Here is an 18056-nt window from a genome sequence, read left to right as displayed (position 1 = left end):
TCTTGCTATTTTTCTTGTTATATTAGACCAGTTCAATTACAAGAAAACCGTTTTTGATGATGTCTTTAAAACTAAAATGCTCATAACATCAAATAAGCACCAGCCACAATAAATGCTTCGTACAACGTTTTTCGCAAAGATTAAATTTGTAACTTCGTATTAGTGTTTAATGAAAAATGTGGCCGTTGCCTATTTGAGAACCGTTATAGGGCATTAAAAAGTAACTAATAAAAACGAAAAATATGAATAATCTAAGTAAAATCACTCTTATTTTAACTGTATTAGGATCCATTCTTTATATTCTATTTAGTATGGCTGAAATTGATTTGATTTCTAAAATAACTGGAGGAGATAGAACAATCGGAGGAGATTTTATCCGAATCATTATCGGATTATCCGCTATTTACAGTCTTGTTTCTTTGTTTATTCCAAGAAAATAGAGATTATCTTCGTAAATTAGCTTTTCGAATATTGAATATTATGGCGAAAAGTAGAATTTTACATGTTAAAGAATCTACGATTAAAGTCATTAATCAGAATAAAACTGATTATATAAGTTTAACTGATATGGCTGGAAATTTCAAAGATGGAAGTGGGTTGATTGGTAAGTGGATTACAAATAAGAACACACTTGAATATCTTGGAGTTTGGGAGAATTTGAAAAACAATGATTTTAATTACCCCGAATTCGGGGTAATTAAAAATGAAGCAGGTGTAAATCGATTTGTCATGTCTGTTGGGCAATGGATTGAACGAACAAACGCAATCGGAATGATTGTTACAGCTGGTCGTTATGGTGGCACATATGCTCATAAAGACATTGCTTTTCATTTTGCAATGTGGCTAAGTCCTGAATTCCAAATTTACCTAATCAACGAATTTCAAAGATTAAAAGATGAAGAAAACGATAGAAATAAATTGGAGTGGAATCTTCAACGAACATTGGCAAAAGTCAATTATCATATTCACACAGATTCCATTAAAGAGAATCTAATCCCAGAAGAAATTACGAATAAACAAGCTAGTCACATTTACGCAAATGAAGCCGATATTTTAAATGTAGCTCTATTCGGAATTACTGCAAAAGAATGGAGAGAAGCAAACCCAGAAAAGAAAGGAAATATTAGAGATTATGCAACTCTTGACCAGCTTGTTGTATTAAGTAATATGGAAAGTATAAATGCTTTGCTCATTAGGCAAAATTTATTGCAAAAAGAAAGATTAATTGAGCTTAATAAAGTTGCTATAACCCAAATGAAGTCGCTAACAAAACAAAATTCGACAAAACGATTAAAATAACGCCCTATAACATCAAATAAGCACCAGCCACAATAAAGGTTTCGCACAACGTTTTTTGCAAAGATAATATTTGTATCTTCGTATCAGCGTTTAACGTAAAATGTGGCCGTTGCCTATTTGAGAACCGTTGAACTAAACCGACCAAGTCGGTAATTCCCAAAACATTCCATAACTTTTAGATTTCATTTAAAAAATCAAAAGTTATGGAGAATAAATTTTCCCCAGCCATAGCGCTGTTAAAACGAGAAATGGAGATACGCAATTACAGCGATTGCTCTGTGAGAAGCTACTGTGAGACGATGCAGGTCTTCGAGTCGTATGCAAACAAGACCTTGGATAAACTGACCAGCGAGGATTTGAAACAATACTTGCATCATTTAGTAAAGTCAAAAAAAGTTTCGCCATCTTATATCAATCAAAAGATTAGTGCGTTTAAAATCTACACCGAAGACGTATTAAAAAAAGAATGGGAACCCATTGCAATAAAACGTCCTAGATTGCCGCGAGAACTACCCGAAATTCTTTCCTTAGAAGAAGTTAAATTGATGATTGAGCGTACTCAAAACATCAAACATCGGGTGATGATTATGACCATGTACACGGCAGGATTGCGCAAAATGGAATTATTGCAGTTAAAACCGAAGGACATTGACTCAGAAAACGGTTTTATTATCGTGCGTCAAGGTAAAGGAAAGAAAGACCGAAGAACGATTCTTTCAAAGCAAACCCTAGAGGAATTACGCTATTATTACAAGTGTTTTAGACCAAAAGTTTACTTGTTTGAACCAAATGGGCATCCAGGGAAGAAGATGAGTGTCCGAACTTTTGATAAAGTAATTCATGATGCTGCACAAAGAGCGGGCATCAAAAGAAGAGTAACCCCTCATTTGCTACGACATAGTTTTGCTACCCATCTCTTGGACAAAGGAATTAACCTAAAGATTATTCAATCTTTTATGGGGCATAGTTCTATCCGAACTACTTCGATTTACCTGCATCTTTCAAATGCTAGCTTAAAAAACATTGTCTCACCTTTTGATGATCTTCGCTTATGAAAACAAAGCAAAATAAACGACAAAAAGTAGAGTTGTCCGATATTTTTAGTGAAGTACTCAACAAAGGACTGAATCTGAATGACTTGCATCCTTTTCAAGAAAAAGCATTTCAGGCTATTTTAGCTTGTCGAACAGTAAAACTAGGAGGACATGTTGCAGAGTGCAATCACTGTCATCATTACAGAAACGCCTACAACTCATGTAGAGACAGACATTGCCCGAAGTGTCAAATGACACGAAAAATACAGTGGGTGGATAAACTGAAAAGCAATTTACCAGAAGTGAAGCATTTTCATTTGGTTTTTACCATTCCAGAATCACTCAACAAGTTGTTTTACATCAATCAGCGCATTGCTTATGATAGTTTGTTTAAGGCTGCCAGTCAAGCACTTATGCAATGCGGAGAAAACAACGAGTATCTTGGTGCTAAAATGGGAGGCGTAGCAGTGCTACACACCTGGGGACAAACTATGTCCTACCACCCACACATTCACATGATTGTTCCCTCGGGAGGTTTAACAGAAGACGGCTTTGAATGGGTGCCATCCCATAAAAAGTTCTTTCTGCCAGTGAAAGTTTTAAGTGCTATTTTTCGAGGACTATTGATGAAAACGTTAGAAAAAGAGTATGCTATCGGCAAATTAAAGCTGCCGGATGATATTCAAAATTTTAAGCAAATTAAAGATACTTGTTATCAGAAAAAGTGGGTTGTTTACAGTGAAAAACCTTTTACTACTCCTGATAACATCATCAAATATCTTGGCAATTACACACATCGAGTTGCGATTTCCAATCAACGAATTATCAGTCATAAAAATGGGAAAGTCACTTTTTATTACAAAAACTACAAGAAAGCAGGACTTAAAAGTGTAATGACATTGGATGAATCAGAATTTGTCCGACGATTTTTACAGCACATTCTGCCTTCAGGTCTTTGCAAGGTAAGGTACATTGGTTTTTTAGCTTTGCGACATCTAAAAGAAAACGTAGAGTTATGTGCCACCATAAACAAAAGTGAACGTTTCTTTCCGAAGTATGAAGGCTTAAATGCCTATGAGGTATATCGAGAAATCAAACAGCAAGATCCTTTGCTATGCCCGAAGTGTAAGAAGGGGCACATGGTCATTCGAAAGCCGATAGAAAGGGCGCCTTCGTGACAGTATATTTAGTGAAACGCTCTTTGACTCAAGATAGTTTTTTTTTTAAAACGGGACAAAACCGTAACGGGATAGGTATGTCTTATCGGTAACATATTGTAAAAATAAACGATATGAATGAATGGGGTTTATTCTTTTCAGAGCCCAAAAAAGCAATTAAAAACGCTTTTTCATCATCGAAATATTATTCGAGAGAATACCATGCCCATAGCTCCTAAAACCATCTCAAGCTCAATTATTACTCAGGCTTCGTTCAACTTCATTGTATCATCAATTTTCTTTATTTTAGCTTTATTGGCTTCATTTTCAAAAAAATGGGGATGGGTATTTTTTGTTCCTGATTTTATGTATATTTGAAAGAAAAATAACGATACAATCGTATAGAGTTATAGGGCATTAAAAAGTAACCAATAAATACAAAATAATATGAAAAACTTAAGCAAAATAACATTAGTATTAACTGTCATAGGAGCGGTTTTCTACTTACTATTCAGTATGGCAGGAATTGACGTAATTTCAAAAATTACTGGTGGTGACAGAACAATTGGAGGTGATTTTATTAGAATTATAATAGGTCTATCTGCTATTTTTAGTCTTATTTCATCCTTTACAGCAAAAAAATAGGAACTATTTTAGTAATTTGGCTTTCTTAAATGTCTAAATGAAATTTATGGCTAAAGAAAGAATTTTACAAGTCAAAGAGTCAACAATAAAAGTCATCAGTCAGAATGAAACTGATTACATTAGTTTAACCGACATGACTGGTAACTCTAATGAAGGAAGTGGCTTAATTGGTAAATGGATTACAAACAAAAATACACTTGAATATTTAGGTGTATGGGAGAACTTAAAGAATACTAATTTTAATTACCCCGAATTCGGGGTAATTAAAAATGAAGCAGGAGTAAATCGTTTTGTAATGTCCGTAGGACAATGGATTGAGCGAACTGGGGCAATCGGCATGATAGTAAAGGCGGGGAGATACGGAGGAACTTATGCCCATAAAGATATTGCTTTTCATTTTGCTATGTGGCTAAGTCCAGAATTTCAGATTTATTTAATAAATGAATTTCAAAGACTTAAAGATGAGGAAAATAATAGAAATAAACTACAATGGAATTTACAACGTACTCTCGCTAAAGTAAATTATCAAATCCATACCGATTCTATCAAAGAAAATTTAATACCTAACGAAATAACTAGTAAACAAGCAAGTATAATTTATGCTAATGAAGCTGACGTTTTAAATATCGCTCTCTTCGGCATTACCGCAAAAGAATGGCGAGAAAACAACCCTGATAAAAAAGGAAATATTAGAGATTTTGCAACGCTTGATCAACTTGTAGTGTTAAGTAATATGGAAAGTATAAATGCACTGCTAATCAGACAAAATTTATCGCAGAAAGAACGGTTGATTGAATTAAATCAGGTAGCCATTACTCAAATGAAATCTTTAATGAAGCAAAATTCACTTAAACGATTAAAATAACGCCCTATAACAAGTCATTAAAAGCAAGCCGAGATAAACGCTCCGATTTAAAATTTTTGTTTAAATTTACATCTGTGCTTCGAGCTTGGGTTTTATCCGAAAAGTCGGCCAGCTTTTAGTGCCAGACCGTTGAACTAAACCGACCAAGTCGGTAATTCCCAAAACATTCCATAACTTTTAGATTTCATTTTAAAAATCAAAAAGTTATGGAGAATAAATTTTCCCCAGCCATAGCGCTGTTAAAACGAGAAATGGAGATTCGCAATTACAGCGATTGCTCTGTGAGAAGCTACTGTGAGACTATGCAGGTCTTCGAGTCGTATGCAAACAAGACCTTGGATAAACTGACCAGCGAGGATTTGAAACAATACTTGCATCATTTAGTAAAGTCAAAAAAAGTTTCACCATCTTATATCAATCAAAAGATTAGTGCGTTTAAAATCTACACCGAAGATGTGTTAAAAAAAGAATGGGAACCCATTGCAATAAAACGTCCTAGATTGCCGCGAGAACTACCCGAAATTATTTCCTTGGAAGAAGTTAAATTGATGATTGAGCGTACTCAAAACATCAAACATCGGGTGATGATTATGACCATGTACACGGCAGGATTGCGCAAAATGGAATTATTGCAGTTAAAACCGAAGGACATTGACTCAGAAAACGGTTTTATTATCGTGCGTCAAGGTAAAGGAAAGAAAGACCGAAGAACGATTCTTTCAAAGCAAACCCTAGAGGAATTACGCTATTATTACAAGTGTTTTAGACCAAAAGTTTACTTGTTTGAACCAAATGGGCATCCAGGGAAGAAGATGAGTGTCCGAACTTTTGATAAAGTAATTCATGATGCTGCACAAAGAGCGGGCATCAAAAGAAGAGTAACCCCTCATTTGCTACGACATAGTTTTGCTACCCATCTCTTGGACAAAGGAATTAACCTAAAGATTATTCAATCTTTTATGGGGCATAGTTCTATCCGAACTACTTCGATTTACCTGCATCTTTCAAATGCTAGCTTAAAAAACATTGTCTCACCTTTTGATGATCTTCGCTTATGAAAACAAAGCAAAATAAACGACAAAAAGTAGAGTTGTCCGATATTTTTAGTGAAGTACTCAACAAAGGACTGAATCTGAATGACTTGCATCCTTTTCAAGAAAAAGCATTTCAGGCTATTTTAGCTTGTCGAACAGTAAAACTAGGAGGACATGTTGCAGAGTGCAATCACTGTCATCATTACAGAAACGCCTACAACTCATGTAGAGACAGACATTGCCCGAAGTGTCAAATGACACGAAAAATACAGTGGGTGGATAAACTGAAAAGCAATTTACCAGAAGTGAAGCATTTTCATTTGGTTTTTACCATTCCAGAATCACTCAACAAGTTGTTTTACATCAATCAGCGCATTGCTTATGATAGTTTGTTTAAGGCTGCCAGTCAAGCACTTATGCAATGCGGAGAAAACAACGAGTATCTTGGTGCTAAAATGGGAGGCGTAGCAGTGCTACACACCTGGGGACAAACTATGTCCTACCACCCACACATTCACATGATTGTTCCCTCGGGAGGTTTAACAGAAGACGGCTTTGAATGGGTGCCATCCCATAAAAAGTTCTTTCTGCCAGTGAAAGTTTTAAGTGCTATTTTTCGAGGACTATTGATGAAAACGTTAGAAAAAGAGTATGCTATCGGCAAATTAAAGCTGCCGGATGATATTCAAAATTTTAAGCAAATTAAAGATACTTGTTATCAGAAAAAGTGGGTTGTTTACAGTGAAAAACCTTTTACTACTCCTGATAACATCATCAAATATCTTGGCAATTACACACATCGAGTTGCGATTTCCAATCAACGAATTATCAGTCATAAAAATGGGAAAGTCACTTTTTATTACAAAAACTACAAGAAAGCAGGACTTAAAAGTGTAATGACATTGGATGAATCAGAATTTGTCCGACGATTTTTACAGCACATTCTGCCTTCAGGTCTTTGCAAGGTAAGGTACATTGGTTTTTTAGCTTTGCGACATCTAAAAGAAAACGTAGAGTTATGTGCCACCATAAACAAAAGTGAACGTTTCTTTCCGAAGTATGAAGGCTTAAATGCCTATGAGGTATATCGAGAAATCAAACAGCAAGATCCTTTGCTATGCCCGAAGTGTAAGAAGGGGCACATGGTCATTCGAAAGCCGATAGAAAGGGCGCCTTCGTGACAGTATATTTAGTGAAACGCTCTTTGACTCAAGATAGTTTTTTTTTTAAAACGGGACAAAACCGTAACGGGATAGGTATGTCTTATCGGTAACATATTGTAAAAATAAACGATATGAATGAATGGGGTTTATTCTTTTCAGAGCCCAAAAAAGCAATTAAAAACGCTTTTTCATCATCGAAATATTATTCGAGAGAATACCATGCCCATAGCTCCTAAAACCATCTCAAGCTCAATTATTACTCAGGCTTCGTTCAACTTCATTGTATCATCAATTTTCTTTATTTTAGCTTTATTGGCTTCATTTTCAAAAAAATGGGGATGGGTATTTTTTGTTCCTGATTTTATGTATATTTGAAAGAAAAATAACGATACAATCGTATAGAGTTAGCCGACACCACTTTTGAACGCTCGTACTAAAAACAAAATTCTTCTTCTTAAATTCTTAAACAAGAATTAAAATTGTAAATTTGAAGCGTAACTTAAGAAATTGAGAAGAATGACTAAATTTAAAACAGCAAAACCGTTTTTAAAATGGGCAGGAGGAAAAACCCAACTAATTAATGATATTGAAAAATCAATACCACAAGAATTAGTTCGCTCAAAATTTACTTACATCGAACCTTTTGTTGGTAGCGGAGCTGTACTTTTTTGGATGTTAAACAACTTTCCAAACCTCGAAAAAGCTGTAATAAACGACATCAATGAAGACTTAATAAATACCTATAAAACCATTGCAAACAAACCAAAAGAATTGATTTCAATTCTTGAAATTTTACAAAATGAATTTCATAATTTGGAAGGAAATGAGGAGAATAAAAAACTCTATTACTACCAAAAAAGAGCTTTGTACAATACAAGAAAAGAAGAACAAAGCGGGCAAGCCGCTTTGTTTATTTTTCTAAACCGTACTTGTTTTAATGGACTTTATAGAGTGAATCGTAAGAACGAATATAATGTTCCGATGGGTGGTTATAAAAAGCCAACAATATGCGACAGAGAAAATATTTTAGCGGTAAGTGAAGCGTTGCAAAAAGTAGAAATTTTGTGTGGAGATTTTGAACAAACGTTGGAATACGCAGACAAAAATTCGCTATTTTATTTCGATCCGCCATACAAACCGTTGAGCGAAACTTCAAGTTTTAATTCTTATGCAAAAGACGAATTTAACGACAGCGAACAAATTCGATTAAGAGATTTCTGCAACAAACTTGACATCTTAAATCACACTTGGATTTTAAGTAATTCAGACGTGAAAGGAAAAGATGAAAATGATAATTTCTTTGATGATTTATATTCTGACTTTAATATTCAACGAGTTGAAGCAAAAAGAAATATTAATGCCAACCCCGAAAAAAGAGGAAAATTAACAGAACTACTAATTACTAATCAAGTGAACAATAAAGATTATGTCAGAGCAATTTAAAACCTTCTTATCGCAACTTTCGGAAACTAATGCAACACTTGATTATTTTACGGATTTCAAGAAAATAAAAAGTAATGTAAACAAAATTTCAATTAAACTCAATCAGTTAAATTATCTGATTGGAAAAGAGAATTTAAAAGAAGCTGTAAACGAACTTTATGATGAAAATCCGAAAGTGTTTGAAGTTTTAGACATTCTGATTGCTATTCGTAAAAACAAAAAAGCTAAAACTTTCAACAACAATGGAGAAATTGTTTTACTTGATACTTATTTCACTTCACCTGAATTGATTTTGGAATACATCGTAGAAACAGGATTAGCAGAGGTCTTTAAGAACAAAGATGTTACGAATCTAGTTGATTACGTTTTCGGAATAGAAGTTGGTTTAGATACAAATGCTCGAAAAAACAGAGGTGGAGATAATATGTCCAAAGCTGTTTCTTTGATTTTTGACAAGGCTGGTGTTTTCTACAAAAAAGAAGTTAACAATACAGTTTTCCCTGAAATAATAAGTTTGGGAGCAGATGTAAAGCGTTTTGACTTTGTTATTAAAACGAAGAAGAAAACCTATTTAATTGAAACAAATTATTACAATAGTGGTGGTTCAAAATTAAATGAAACTGCAAGAGCTTATTCTGATGTTGCACCAAAAATCAATCAATACGAAAACTACGAATTTGTTTGGATTACGGACGGACAAGGTTGGTTTTCAGCAAAGAATAAATTGGAAGAAGCGTACAACATTATTCCGAGTTTGTACAATTTGATAACGCTTGAAGATTTTATTAAGAAAATTCAAGAGGAACAAATAAATAGCGAATGGTAAGAAGCAAAACACATAAAACGCCACATATGATCGTCAAAGGAATTGAACCTTTGGCTATTATTGAAGTAAACGACACTTATATTTTAGGCGTTTATCAAGGATCTTTGTCGGAATATGATTTATTGCTTAGATACAGACAGAAAGATGAAAACACAAAATCAGGTTGGTCGAGAATTAGAACACCAAAACATATTCATTGGGCAGTAGATGCAATTATTAAAATGCACCATAATGATACCGAAACAAAAAAGTTCTTACAATTTTTAATTGACTTATGGGATAATCAAATTCAACCATTAAAAACAGATGATGAAAGAAACTTGCTTTTAGATGTAGAAAAATTGAAAAGTGAAGCTAATACAGAAGCCAGTAAATATCCCGAATTAGCAAACAAAGGAGAATATAGTATCAAGTTCCTTTATCTTATCGCAAAACTTTTGATGATACAAGAAAAGACTAATTTATCGACTGCTTTTATGTTTAAGAATTTACTAAAAGCACTTGAAGCACATAAAGACATTTATAAAATTGTTTCTATTGCAACTCATAACAGAAGATAATGATTAAACCTTATTTCAAATCTGACGACAAAGATTTCTATCTTCTTCACGGAGATACGATGGATCTTTTGCCTCAATTTGACCACAAATTTGATATGATTTTTGCTGATCCACCATACTTCTTATCAAATAATGGTTTGTCAATTCAAAACGGACAAATAGTAAGTGTAAATAAAGGAAAATGGGACAAATCCGAAGGATTTGAATTTATAAACGACTTCAACCGTAAATGGCTTTCATTAGTTCGTGATAAGATGAAAGATGATGCGACAATTTGGATTAGCGGAACAATGCACAACATTTTTTCAGTTGGACAAATTTTAATAGAATTAGGATTTAAAATTCTCAACATTGTAACTTGGGAAAAGACAAATCCTCCACCCAATTTTTCGTGTCGTTACTTTACACATTCATCAGAACAAATCATTTGGGCAAGAAAAAATGAGAAAATTCCGCATTATTTCAACTACGAGCTTATGAAGCAATTAAATGGCGATAAACAAATGAAAGACGTTTGGAAATTGCCAGCAATTGCACCTTGGGAAAAATCTTGTGGAAAACACCCAACACAGAAACCTTTATCGGTTTTGACAAGACTTATTTTAGCTTCTACAAAACCAAACGCTTGGATTTTAGATCCTTTTGCAGGCAGTTCAACAACAGGAATTGCAGCTAATTTGGCAAATAGAAGATTTTTAGGAATTGATCAAGAAGAAGAATTTTTGAAAATCAGCAAGAACCGAAAATTAGAAATTGGAAATCCTGAAATTGTAAATAAGTATAGAAACAAAATTGCAGGATTTATAGATAAAAGGCAATTCAAAGAGTTTTTACATACTGAAATTTCAAAAGAACCAGAAAAAATAGCTTTAGGTTTTTGTCGTGTAAAAGGCTTAAAAAAACTAAAAGAAAAAAATGTTTTTTATTTTCACGCAATCAAGAGTGATACCAAAATTTTAGATTTTCCGACAGGAATTCATTCAACAAAAAAACTTTTTATTTATACAGGAGGACGAAGTAAACCTATAAAACTTTCAGGTTTGTACGGAGAAATAAAATCCGTAAATTTAAAGCACAAATCTACCATAAAAGATAAAGAAAACTCTAAAACAGAATATTATTACGAAGTTGAATTACATCAATTTATAGAAGATGAAAATTATATTTTCACTCTTGACACTGAAAATTTATTTGAAAAATCGGATGTAAAAAACAGAGAAATGTTTAGACAATATCTCCCAACAATTACGACAATAGAAAAACTAAAAAGTATTTAGGAATTGTGGCGATCGGCTAATCGAGTAGACGGCTCCGCCCAAAATGGAACGGAGTGCGCCTCTCACACCACCGAGCATACGGTTCACGTACTCGGCGGTTCGCAAGTTGATGGGTTCAATGCAATGTAAACTTCTGATAGTGAAACATAACCACGTCTTCGTAATCGTTCCAAGGTAATGGTTGTACCTAAAATAGGGCTTTGAGCTATCGTCCAACCTCCTTTTCGTGTCATGCTCCAGCGTGTGGCATCTCTTTCGCTTGCTCCTAATTTAATAAGATTAGCTCGTTTTCTTCGCCACTTTTTCCAGTCGTGCCAAATACAATACCTTAAACGATTACGTAACCAACCGTCTAAGTCTCGGAGCTTACCTTGGATACTCGTACCTCGAAAATAGGTTAACCATCCTCGTTGTACTTCTTTTATCTTCGTAATTCGCTCATCGAAGCTCATCGGCGTTGTTTTCCTTGTAATCGTTTTCAAGGTTTGTTTTAAGCGTTTCCATGCTTTCTCCCCTACTACTAATTGGTATTTCCCTTTGTCTCCTTTCTTGTAAGTTGGTACGAAGCCGAACCCAAGTATTACAAACTGAACAGGTTTTCGTATTCCACTCTTTTCCTCATTCAGCGTGAGTTTTAGTTTGGTTTTCAGAAAACTTGAAATTGCTTTCATTGTCATTATTGCTTGTATTCGTGATGTGCAGTAAATGCTAAAATCATCGGCATAACGTACAAATTTGAGTTTCCGTCTTGTTAATTCTTTATCCAACTCGTTGAGTAAGATATTAGATAACAATGGGCTTAAAGGTGAACCTTGTGGAACTCCTCTTCTTCTCTTTTGTAATTTACCCTTGATTTTAATCGGTGCTCGTAACCATTGACGTACAAGTTTTAGTGTTTTAGGGCATTTTACCTTTTGGTACAGTAGGTTTAAGAGTAAGCAGTGGTCAACTTCATCGAAAAAGGTTTTTAAGTCAATGTCCACAATATAAGTTCTGCCCTCGTGAATGTATTGCATCGCTTTGCCTACGGCTTGGCGGGCATTCTTGTTGGGTCTAAAACCAAAACTATTTTCATTGAAATCCCTTTCCCAATGTTGCATTAAAGCCTGTGATACTGCTTGTTGGAGTAATCTATCCTTTACCGTTGGAACTCCTAACAGACGTGTTTTTCCATTTCCTTTCGGAATTTCTACTCCAAGAATGGGTTGAGACAAGTAGTTTTCGTCTTTTATTGAGCGGATAATAGCATCCTTTTCCTTTCGGAATACTTCCGAAAGTTCAGAGATTTTCATGCCGTCAATACCTGCACTCCCCTTATTGACAACAACTTGTCGTAAGGCTTTTTGCAGGTTGTAAGGATGTACTACTTGTTCGACCATTCTTAATTTACATTTTATTTAACCTGTTCACGTTTCGGGTGGCTATCTTTCAATTCCATTCCGAATTGTGAACCAACTTGCGTTCAGTCCTTCCTTTGTTTGTGAGACCTCTAAACTTTTCTTCACTTTTCATTTAGCTCGTTGCTACAAAGTACTATGACCTCTGCTGACTTCTTGGCATATAGAAACCGAATCTATTCCAAGACCTCCTCTGGTAAGAGCATTTTCCTTCATCCAATCCCTGGTACATCTACATCATGAAAATCATCTCTGCGATGAGTCAGCGTTCGATTGCTGATGTTGGACGTCGTATTGCTGTGGATACTCATCCTTTTCATAATGCCTCTTATGTACTTTCTGTTCGTCAGTACCGGATTTTGCAGTCTCGCTTCCTTTAGTCCTAACCTCACGGTTAGCAACCTTGCGACTTGCTACACTTCGGGTCGTTACTCCGCGTGGTAGGGACTTTCACCCTCTGGAAATTTGAAGCATCACACTAATGTTTGTTATCACAAAATAAATTTGTATTTTTGAATTTTTATGATAGCTTACACTAGCGTGTGCTTCTGCTCATGCAGAGCACACACAATCGGTTTGAACGCAAGCAGGGCGAACCGTCTCCGATTGAAATTTTGTGCTATATTTGAAGTTCGGTCTTCGCATCAACAGTAGTGCTAAAAATCCCTGCCTGCGTCAAGCTACCGACCGTTACAGTCAAGCGTAAAAAAACACCTCTATCAACAACTTTCCGAAATCTAATGAATAATTAACTGTATTTCTGACTTTAGAAATAAGGAATTTAAAAGCTAAAAAAGCCAACGCACAAAAGAATTTCCTTTCGCTCATTGGCACATTTGTGGCTTTCCTACCCACAATGCTATCAGCTAAAAGCCACAAAAGCGCCAATTTTTCCAACTCTCTATTAAAAGAATACTCTAAAAAAATATTTTTTTTCAGAATATATTTGCTTATCTAAAAAATGCACCTACCTTTGTGAGCGAATACTAACTAACTTTTTAATTTAAAAGTATGCAAGAATTTACAGAAAGACAAATAGAAATAATGGAAGCAGCGACAAATAGAATTTCAAAATATGGAATTCAAAATTTGACAATTAAAACGCTAGCAGAAGATATAGGATTATCAGAACCAGCGTTATATCGTCATTTTAAGAGTAAGAATGAAATTTTACTGAGTGTTTTGGAATATTTCAAAATGGAAATGCAAAATCGTATTCAATCTATCCAATTTAAGGAAGATGATAGCTATGCTGAAAGACTTAGATTGATTTTCAACTCTCAATTACAAACATTCACTGATAAACCTGCTATTGTAAGCGTAATTTTTGCTGAAAGTATTTTTCATTTTGATGAAAACTTGAGTAATAAAGTAGCTGAAATAATGGATTTAATGCAAAACTATGTTTTGGAAAACGTTAAAAATGGACAAGAAAATGGACAATACAGCAAAGTAATTGGTGCTTCTACTCTGACCACGATAATAATTGGGGGAATGAGAATGACTGTTCTAAAATGGAAATTGTCAGGACATAAATCCAATTTAATGAAAGACGGTAAATCTGTTTTGAACGGAATTTTAAAAATGACTGAAAAATAAAAATTATACATGATGAAAGAAGTTATTAAACCGAAAGTAAAAACGCTCTCAATAGGCGAAAGTTTCACAACAAAAGAGATGAATGGTAAAAAAGATAAGTTTTTGCCAGAACATTCATCTAACATTGAATCTGTTATTTTCATTCACGAAGGCGAATGTATCTTATTTATCAATGAAAAAGAGATAGTGATGAAACCAGGGGACGCATTTACAATCCCCCCTTTTATAAAACATCAATTCAAAGGAATTACAGATTTCAAAGGAATTCATTTTATGCCTAATAAAATAGAATTTGAGTTTTTTAATTAAGATCTGAAAAATGAATACAAATCAAAAATTCACAGGATTTCACAGACTATTGCATTGGATAATGGCAACAGCAATGTCCATTTTGTTATTAACCGGTTTTTTAAGAATGTATTGGATGGGAAAGCAAGCAGTAGCCGATGCCATAGCTTCACAAGATATTGAAGTATCTAAAGAACAGGCAAAAGCTGTCTATAAAGTATTGAGAGAACCTATGTGGGAATGGCATTTTATTTTTGCTCACGTAATGATTTTTTCGTTTTTAGCAAGAATAATTTATATGCTTGTTAAAGGCATTCGTTTTCCCAATCCATTTAAGGGTAAACAACCACTAAAGGAACGTTTGCAAGGTTTTACCTATGTTTATTTTTATCTTTTTGTATTTATTTCTGCAATTACAGGAATATTTATTGAAAAAGGATTTTTTCCTGAATGGAAAGGGAATATTGAAAGTATTCACAAATTAGGAATTTACTGGTTCCCAATATTTATTCTGCTACATCTTGCAGGGATTTTAATTGCAGAATTTTCAAATAAAAAAGGAATAACTTCAAAAATGATTAGTGGAGATTAAATAGAATTAATATGAAAAAGAATAAAAAATTTTACCTTAATGAGTTAGTGAGTACTCGCAAACTATTTTTTACCTTAACCTTAGTTATTATGACTAATGCCACACAAGCACAGGAAGTATGGACTTTAAAACAATGTATTGACACGGCACAAGTTCAAAATAAGAATTTGCAAATCAATAGAAATAACATTGATATCAGCCAACAAAAAAGAAAAGAAGCACAAGCTAATTTGATTCCGAAAATAATAGCTAATGCTGACTATAAATACTTTTTTGAATTACCCACACAGTTAATGCCGATGAATGCACTCAATCCGTCAGCACCTGAAGGACAATTTAGAGATATACAGTTTGGAGTACCACATAATATTAATGCCAATGTTCAATTAGTGATGCCTTTGTATAATCCACAGATTTATGGAGCAATTGAAAACACCAAGGTTGCCAATGAGTTAGCTGAATTGCAATATCAAAAAACGGAAGAACAAGTATTATTTGACATTACAACGCTTTATTACAATGCTCAAATACTTCAACATCAACTTGATTTTATAGATGCAAATTTAGAGAATAGCCACCAACTTTTAAAGAATATTCAATTACTAAAAGACCAACTTTTAGCAAAAGGAACAGATGTGAGTAAAATTCAATTACAAGCAGAACAATTAACTACACAACGAGAAAATGTATATAGCAAATATCTACAAATTCTAAATGCGCTAAAGTTGAATATAGGTATCTCAATAGAACAAACGATTACTGTTGAAACAGAAATAATTCAAACCAATTTAACAGAAAATACCACACGCAACTCTTTGGATTTAAAACTAATAAATGCACAAAACACATTACTCAACAATGAATTAAAAACATTAAATCGCTCTCGGTTTTTGCCTTCTTTAAACTTCATTGCATCTTATGGAACAACAGGTTTTGGATATGATAAAACACCTAATGAATTTTTAGATTTTTACCCTATGGGATTTGCAGGATTACAATTGAGTTATCCACTTTTTAATGGAACTGTTACCCAACGAAAAATAAATCAAAAGAAACTAGAAATAAACAACAACGAATTACAAGCACACCAAATTAATGATAAAATAGAAATGGAAATAAAAAATGTAATTCGTCAAAGAATTGTTGCTCAAAGTACCATTACAAACACCGAAAACCAAATCAGTTTAGCCCAAACTATTTATGAACAAACGCTATTACAACAAAAACAAGGAACAGCGAGTTTGACAGATGTTTTATTAGCAGACAATGCTTTACGAGAGGCACAACAAAACTATTTAAACGCAATTATCGACTTTTTAAAAGCTGATTTAGAGTTTAGAAAATTGACAGGTACAATTCAATCAATTAAAAATTAAAAAAATACGAATTAAAAATAATAGAAATGAAAAAGATAATTTGGATAATCATTGGTGTTGCTATTTCAGGTTTAGTGGTGTTTAAACTTGTGAGTAATAAGAAAACAACAGAAAGCAAAGTCTATCAATTTGATAAAGAAAAACCTATTTTGGTAGATGTGGACACTATTCGTCTTGAACTTATAAATGAAAAAGGAAATTTTACAGGAACATTTGAACCTAATAAAGAAGTCAAATTAAGTGCTGAAACACAAGGGAAAATAAACTCAATTTTAGTAGATGTGGGAGATATTGTTCAGCAAGGGCAAACACTCATTCAATTGGATAACTCATTGTTGAAATTGCAACTACAAACAATAGAAGTACAAATTGAGGGATTACAAGACGATGTAAACCGCTATACAATTTTAACCGAAGCAGATGCAGTGCAAGGCGTACAATTAGAAAAAGTCAAATTGGGATTAAAATCTGCAAAAGTTCAAAGAGCAACCATTCAAGAACAAATTAACAAAACAACTATTAAAGCTCCGTTTAGTGGTGTTGTTACAGCTAAGCTAAGTGAGATTGGTGCATTTGCAGCACCGGGAGTTCCATTGTTGCAGATTACAGATTTAAATAGCCTGAAATTTACAGTAAATGTTGCTGAAAACAACTTAACCCAATTTAAGTCAAGTGAACAATATACCATTTCAGCAGATGTGTTTCCAGAAATTTCATTACTTGGAAAAATTACAATGATTGGTAGTAAAGCAAATATGGGAAATAGTTTTCCTGTACAATTTCAAGTAGAAAACACCAAACAATTAGATATTAAAGCAGGAATGTTTGGAAATGTAAATGTTACAAACAACCAAACAGAAGAAGGATTTTTAATTCCTTCTTCCGCCATTCTAAATAATGATGAAAAAACGCAAGTCTATATTATTGAAAATGGAAAAGCAATGCTAAAAACAATTGAAACCTCTCAAAATATTGGAAATAAAACCGTGGTAAAAGAAGGTTTACAAGAGGGAGATATAATTGTAACAAGTGGGTTTATTAATCTGTTTGAAAATGCGAATATTTTAATTAAGAGTGAAGAATTAAGAGTGAAGAGTGAAAAATGAAGAATTAAGAGTTCAATTAAAAAATCGAAATTATGAAAGAGAATATTATTCAAAAAAAGAGTTTTGACTTTGCAGTTAGAATAGTGAATGCCTATAAATATCTGCAAAATGAAAAGAAGGAATTTGTATTGTCCAAGCAACTATTACGCTCTGGAACAAGCATTGGTGCTAATGTGGAAGAAGCAACAGGTGGGCAATCCAAGAAAGATTTTATAGCAAAAATCTCAATTTCTTTTAAAGAGGCTAGAGAAACAAAATACTGGATAAAACTATTGGTTGCTACTGGATATTTAGAAAATGATTTATCAAAATCGCTATTAGAGGATGCAGAAGAATTGTGCAAAATACTCTCTTCTATTTTACTAACCTCAAAGCAAAACAATTCATAATTTTTA

The 18056-nt window shown here is 33.7% G+C and carries 20 protein-coding genes and 1 pseudogene; 20 read left to right on the top strand and 1 reads right to left on the bottom strand.

Annotated elements, in window-relative coordinates:
• Positions 1–242: 242 nt before the first annotated feature.
• The 14 genes and pseudogenes from M9897_09155 to M9897_09090 all read left to right on the top strand — a co-directional run bounded on the left by M9897_09155 (position 243) and on the right by M9897_09090 (position 10820).
• Positions 243–440, top strand: coding sequence for a DUF378 domain-containing protein (locus tag M9897_09155; protein MCO5269047.1), 198 nt, complete (start codon positions 243–245; stop codon positions 438–440).
• Positions 441–480: 40 nt separating this feature from the next.
• On the top strand, positions 481–1299 hold the full coding sequence (locus M9897_09150) for a KilA-N domain-containing protein (protein ID MCO5269046.1): 819 nt from the start codon (positions 481–483) through the stop codon (positions 1297–1299).
• Positions 1300–1502: 203 nt separating this feature from the next.
• Entirely contained in the window at positions 1503–2354 is an 852-nt protein-coding gene (locus M9897_09145; GenBank protein ID MCO5269045.1) for a site-specific integrase, read from the top strand.
• Positions 2351–3511 (top strand): IS91 family transposase, encoded by a 1161-nt coding sequence (locus M9897_09140; GenBank protein MCO5269044.1) that lies wholly within the window; start codon positions 2351–2353, stop codon positions 3509–3511. Before M9897_09145 ends, M9897_09140 begins: the two co-directional genes overlap by 4 nt.
• Positions 3512–3628: 117 nt before the next feature.
• A complete protein-coding gene (locus tag M9897_09135; protein MCO5269043.1) occupies positions 3629–3868 on the top strand; it encodes a hypothetical protein in 240 nt (79 codons plus the stop codon).
• A 69-nt stretch (positions 3869–3937) separates the two neighbouring features.
• Positions 3938–4135: a DUF378 domain-containing protein gene (locus M9897_09130; protein ID MCO5269042.1), complete on the top strand. Its 198-nt coding sequence runs from the start codon at positions 3938–3940 to the stop codon at positions 4133–4135.
• 46 nt (positions 4136–4181) lie between these two features.
• Positions 4182–5000 carry a KilA-N domain-containing protein gene (locus M9897_09125; protein ID MCO5269041.1) on the top strand — a complete coding sequence of 273 codons (819 nt, stop codon included), beginning with the start codon at positions 4182–4184 and terminating at the stop codon, positions 4998–5000.
• Positions 5001–5206: 206 nt separating this feature from the next.
• Positions 5207–6058, top strand: coding sequence for a site-specific integrase (locus tag M9897_09120; GenBank protein MCO5269040.1), 852 nt, complete (start codon positions 5207–5209; stop codon positions 6056–6058).
• On the top strand, positions 6055–7215 hold the full coding sequence (locus tag M9897_09115) for an IS91 family transposase (protein ID MCO5269039.1): 1161 nt from the start codon (positions 6055–6057) through the stop codon (positions 7213–7215). Before M9897_09120 ends, M9897_09115 begins: the two co-directional genes overlap by 4 nt.
• 117 nt (positions 7216–7332) lie before the next feature.
• Positions 7333–7572, top strand: coding sequence for a hypothetical protein (locus M9897_09110; protein MCO5269038.1), 240 nt, complete (start codon positions 7333–7335; stop codon positions 7570–7572).
• Positions 7573–7713: 141 nt separating this feature from the next.
• Positions 7714–8640, top strand: coding sequence for a DNA adenine methylase (locus M9897_09105; GenBank protein MCO5269037.1), 927 nt, complete (start codon positions 7714–7716; stop codon positions 8638–8640).
• Positions 8624–9466 carry a type II restriction endonuclease gene (locus M9897_09100; GenBank protein ID MCO5269036.1) on the top strand — a complete coding sequence of 281 codons (843 nt, stop codon included), beginning with the start codon at positions 8624–8626 and terminating at the stop codon, positions 9464–9466. The genes M9897_09105 and M9897_09100 overlap by 17 nt, the downstream gene beginning before the upstream one ends.
• Positions 9460–10026, top strand: a complete 567-nt coding sequence (locus M9897_09095) for a hypothetical protein (protein MCO5269035.1) — start codon at positions 9460–9462, stop codon at positions 10024–10026. Before M9897_09100 ends, M9897_09095 begins: the two co-directional genes overlap by 7 nt.
• A pseudogene (locus M9897_09090) lies at positions 10026–10820 on the top strand (site-specific DNA-methyltransferase). The gene M9897_09095 and the pseudogene M9897_09090 overlap by 1 nt, the downstream one beginning before the upstream one ends.
• Before the next feature lie 566 nt (positions 10821–11386).
• On the opposite strand, the gene ltrA reads toward M9897_09090, so the two are convergent.
• On the bottom strand, positions 11387–12682 hold the full coding sequence (gene ltrA, locus M9897_09085; protein ID MCO5269034.1) for a group II intron reverse transcriptase/maturase: 1296 nt from the start codon (positions 12680–12682) through the stop codon (positions 11387–11389).
• Between the two features lie 1029 nt (positions 12683–13711).
• On the opposite strand from ltrA, the gene M9897_09080 reads away from it, so the two are divergent.
• From M9897_09080 to M9897_09055, 6 genes are read left to right on the top strand one after another with little or no spacing between them, the layout of a single operon-like run.
• On the top strand, positions 13712–14299 hold the full coding sequence (locus tag M9897_09080; GenBank protein ID MCO5269033.1) for a TetR/AcrR family transcriptional regulator: 588 nt from the start codon (positions 13712–13714) through the stop codon (positions 14297–14299).
• Between the two features lie 12 nt (positions 14300–14311).
• Entirely contained in the window at positions 14312–14608 is a 297-nt protein-coding gene (locus M9897_09075) for a cupin domain-containing protein (GenBank protein ID MCO5269032.1), read from the top strand.
• A 10-nt stretch (positions 14609–14618) separates the two neighbouring features.
• Positions 14619–15179, top strand: a complete 561-nt coding sequence (locus M9897_09070; GenBank protein ID MCO5269031.1) for a cytochrome b/b6 domain-containing protein — start codon at positions 14619–14621, stop codon at positions 15177–15179.
• Between the two features lie 11 nt (positions 15180–15190).
• Positions 15191–16555: a TolC family protein gene (locus M9897_09065; protein MCO5269030.1), complete on the top strand. Its 1365-nt coding sequence runs from the start codon at positions 15191–15193 to the stop codon at positions 16553–16555.
• Between the two features lie 26 nt (positions 16556–16581).
• Positions 16582–17661 (top strand): efflux RND transporter periplasmic adaptor subunit, encoded by a 1080-nt coding sequence (locus tag M9897_09060; protein ID MCO5269029.1) that lies wholly within the window; start codon positions 16582–16584, stop codon positions 17659–17661.
• A 32-nt stretch (positions 17662–17693) separates the two neighbouring features.
• Entirely contained in the window at positions 17694–18050 is a 357-nt protein-coding gene (locus tag M9897_09055; protein ID MCO5269028.1) for a four helix bundle protein, read from the top strand.
• Positions 18051–18056 lie beyond the last annotated feature (6 nt).

The sequence above is a fragment of the Brumimicrobium sp. genome (genome assembly GCA_023957385.1).
Taxonomy (GTDB): Bacteria; Bacteroidota; Bacteroidia; order Flavobacteriales_D; family Crocinitomicaceae; genus Brumimicrobium.
The sequence above is the reverse complement of the archived record's forward strand: the minus strand, read 5'-3'. Positions and strand labels throughout refer to the sequence as shown.